Genomic DNA, 3,439 nt, shown 5'->3' with positions numbered 1-3,439 from the left:
CAAGTAATTTTAATGGAGTTAGACCACGCATACCCGTCTCAAAACGGTCAGTGAGTTATGCGATTTATAATGCCTTACCGCTCTGTTCCATTTAAATTTCCTATAGCAATTGAAAACCCATAACATATTGAAATCACAATAGAAAAAAGAAMAATGATAGGGTATTGGGATGGCAGGATAGGACTTTTCGTGATACGAAATGTCCGTGTGCCCCTGCCGGGCGGGCTTAAAGTCGTTCCGGCAGTCACCCGATGGGTGCCCGGAACGTGAATTAAGCGAAGGAAGACGGTCAGTGTCGAGGAACAAGGTCAAGACTCACGTCATCCATGCGCGTCTCAGCCAGGAAGAAAACCTGCGTTTCCGGATRTTCTGCGACGAAAACGGCCTGACGGCGAGCGAAACCTTGCGGCGCATGGCGCGGGAGGCGGGTGGTTTTGGCCCCACATTCGATGGCGAAACGCGAAATGCCGTGCTGGATTATGCCAAACAGTTGCGGGCGATCGGCGTCAACATCAACCAGATTGCGCGCATTCTCAACTCCGGTCGCACGCCGGACTACGCCACGCTGCAGGCTGGCATCGGCCGTCTGACGCTAGAGCTGATCGCCCAGGATGAGGACTATGTTTCCCTGTGTGCCAGAGCCCGCAAACGCGCCAAGCGGCAGGTAACAATCGATCATGGCTGATCTGTTTGCCGGCCTCGAGGCGCTTTCCTTTCGGCGCCGATCGCGTCGTCAGGCCGYGGTCGACGCGACGCTCATCCAGGTGGGCGTGATCGGTAACAAGCCCAAGCCGAAGAGACGCAACAAGAGCCCGGCAGTATCGGAATCCCCGAGCGGAAAACCACGCACMGGCGGCAAGCCGCGCACGGGGTTTGGTCCAATCGACGCCTCGCTCAATGACGAATGGGARAAGCGCCGTTTTCTGCAGGCTGGKGGCGGCGGTGGCGGAACGGSSSYRTCMCGCACCGGACCTGCAGCCRGAYCAAAGGCCGCGGGTSGYGCTTCGGMTYCYACCGCAAKACYTGCCGCTGACAACCTCAATGCRAGGGTRCGGGTGGCGTCAGGATCGCAGGCCGCCGTGGTCAAGATTGCCAGTTATGCCGCTGGCGGCAGCCGCGTTCGCGCCTTGGTTCAATACCAAAGCCGGGGCGGCAAGCTGCCGCTTGAGCGTGAAGACGGCAGCACGATTGCAGGGTCCGAAGGGGTGGCGGCATTGGCAACTGAATGGACCAATGCGGAGCCGGAGCGCGAGCCGACCAAGGATGTTCTGCGGCTGACACTCACCATTGAGGGGGAACACTATCGGGGCGGCGCGGGGCTCTCCGCCATTGAAGCCGGCTTGAGACTCGCCTTGCCCGGTCATCGCTTTGCCTTTGCTGCGGAAGACAAGGCGGACGGCACCACACATGTCGATCTGGTGATGAGCGCCGCGGCCCGCCGTCAGGGCGAGACCGCCAAGGCCAGGCGCATTTTCGACAACCGCAAATCGCTGTCGCAGCTGGAAGAGCGCCTTGACCGGTCGTTCGGTGCCGATACAAATCTTGACGTGCGCGGCTTTGCGCACGGCGTTGAGGGTACAACCCGCTATCTTACGCAGCTTACCCGCGGCGGAACCAGAGTGGCGCAAACCATGCGCCTGGAAAGGAATGGCAGTTTTGCCGCGAACAGCACGTTGATCGGCCATGACGCCAATCTGAAGGAAGCTCGCGACTGGAAGCGGGATCTGCGCAGCCAAGAGCAGCGTGATGTCGCCCATATCATTTTGAGCGCCAAGCCCGGTACCGACAGCCGAGCCTTTGTCGAGGCGGCACGCGCCATGTTGGCGAAGGAATTTGCCGGTCACAAATATGCCTTCGCCCTGCATGAGGACCGTCAACACATCCACATTCACGCGGTCGTCAAAATGAAGGCCGAGACCGGCGAGCGGCTTGACCCGAAGATCCCGGATTTGCAGCGCTGGCGCGAGACGCTGGCACATGAGGCTCGCGAGCGCCATATCCCGATGGAAGCGCTCAGCCGTTTCGAACGCGCCAATCCGCCCGGCTACAAGCTGAAAGATATCCGCCGTGTTGCGCGCGGCATTGCGCCGGACAATGTGCGCCGGCGTGTTGATGCGGTGCGCGACGGTGCCGTCCATGTGCCGACCCGCGAAGAGGGCAAGCAGCGGGCGAGTGCCGCACTTCAGGGCTGGCGCGAGGTCGAGGCGATCACTGCGAAACAGAGCTTGGAACCKGTCCTGGCGGCGGGCGCAACCCGYCTTTACCGTGCCGATCGCCCGGGCGCCGCWTYAACAAGTGCGCCGCTGTTCACCCGCGACCGCGAAGCGGCCACGCGCATGGCGAAACGTACGGGCGGCAGTGTATCKTATATTGACGTGTCRCCGTCGCAGCTGTCCGGACTAAAACCSGCACACACCGMTGCCTTTAATCAGTTCGTGGTCAGTCCRGACCTTGCSGCACACCGCAAGCCGCTCGRCCAGCCWGCCACAGCAACAATCCTRGAATTCAAAGACCGCGCGACRAGAGCCGTTATGGGAGCGGCGCAGCGCGCCACGCCCCGTCCTATTGATACGACAGGAGAGAGAAACGACATGGCYAATTTGCAGACAATGAGAGCCACATTCGACGACATGAATACACAGCTTAATATCGTYGAACAGAACCTGCCGGCAGACAAGTTGCCGGAGCTCGCCGCGGTTCGAAAGAAGCTTGAGGCAAGTCAGCGTGATATGATCGCCGCTCAGGAGAACATCGAACGCAAACGCGGATCCGTCGAAGGTGACAAATATGTCGAGCCGAAGCGACACGACTTTGRCAATTTCGTGTCTGAAAAACGCGGCGAAACCATTCGCTATTCCCGCCTTCACGAAGATAGCGAGATTGGCAAGACCGCCTTTGTCGATACCGGCAAAAAGGTGGAGATTCACGAATGGAAGGACCGGCAAGCGGTGCTTGCCGCCATGAAGGTGTCGGCCGAAAAATGGGGCAGTCTGACCGTTACCGGTACCAACAGCTATAAAGCGCTTGTTGTCGAGCTTGCGGCCGAGCATGGTTTCCAGATCGCCATCCCCGAACTGCAGTTTCAGCTCAAGCACGAGACCGACCGTCTCGAGCGCCTGGGGACCGAGCGTCCTGGCCTACTCGCCGGCAATGTTGTGAAGTCAGCTGCACCAATCGAGGCGCAGGCGTCGCCACAGGCGCAGGCGGTGGAAAAACCCTTCAGCACGGAGGCCGAAATCATCCTTGCTCTTGATGCTGTTCGCGCAAGGACAGAGAACGAAGCTGTCCGTGAAGCCCGTCAAGCAGACACGTCAACGCAAACCAACGAGAAGCCGTTCGACGGTGGCGGCAGCGATCACGCCTATCGCACGCAGTCCGAGGCCGGTGCAGCACGGCGCGCTGAAAACGCCGTTGAGCTGGATCCAACACGGCCAATGCC

General features: G+C 59.9%; 2 protein-coding genes. Both read left to right on the top strand.

Annotated features, from left to right (window positions below):
• The first annotated feature begins 292 nt into the window (after positions 1-292).
• A complete protein-coding gene (gene mobC, locus ACXJ5O_RS22125; RefSeq protein ID WP_457301774.1) occupies positions 293-685 on the top strand; it encodes a plasmid mobilization relaxosome protein MobC in 393 nt (130 codons plus the stop codon).
• Between the two features lie 370 nt (positions 686-1,055).
• The coding region (locus ACXJ5O_RS22120) for an LPD7 domain-containing protein (protein ID WP_457301773.1) at positions 1,056-3,439 on the top strand (2,384 nt) is incomplete at its 3' end.

Source organism: Phyllobacterium sp. P5_D12 (assembly GCF_054049495.1).
The sequence above is the reverse complement of the archived record's forward strand: the minus strand, read 5'-3'. Positions and strand labels throughout refer to the sequence as shown.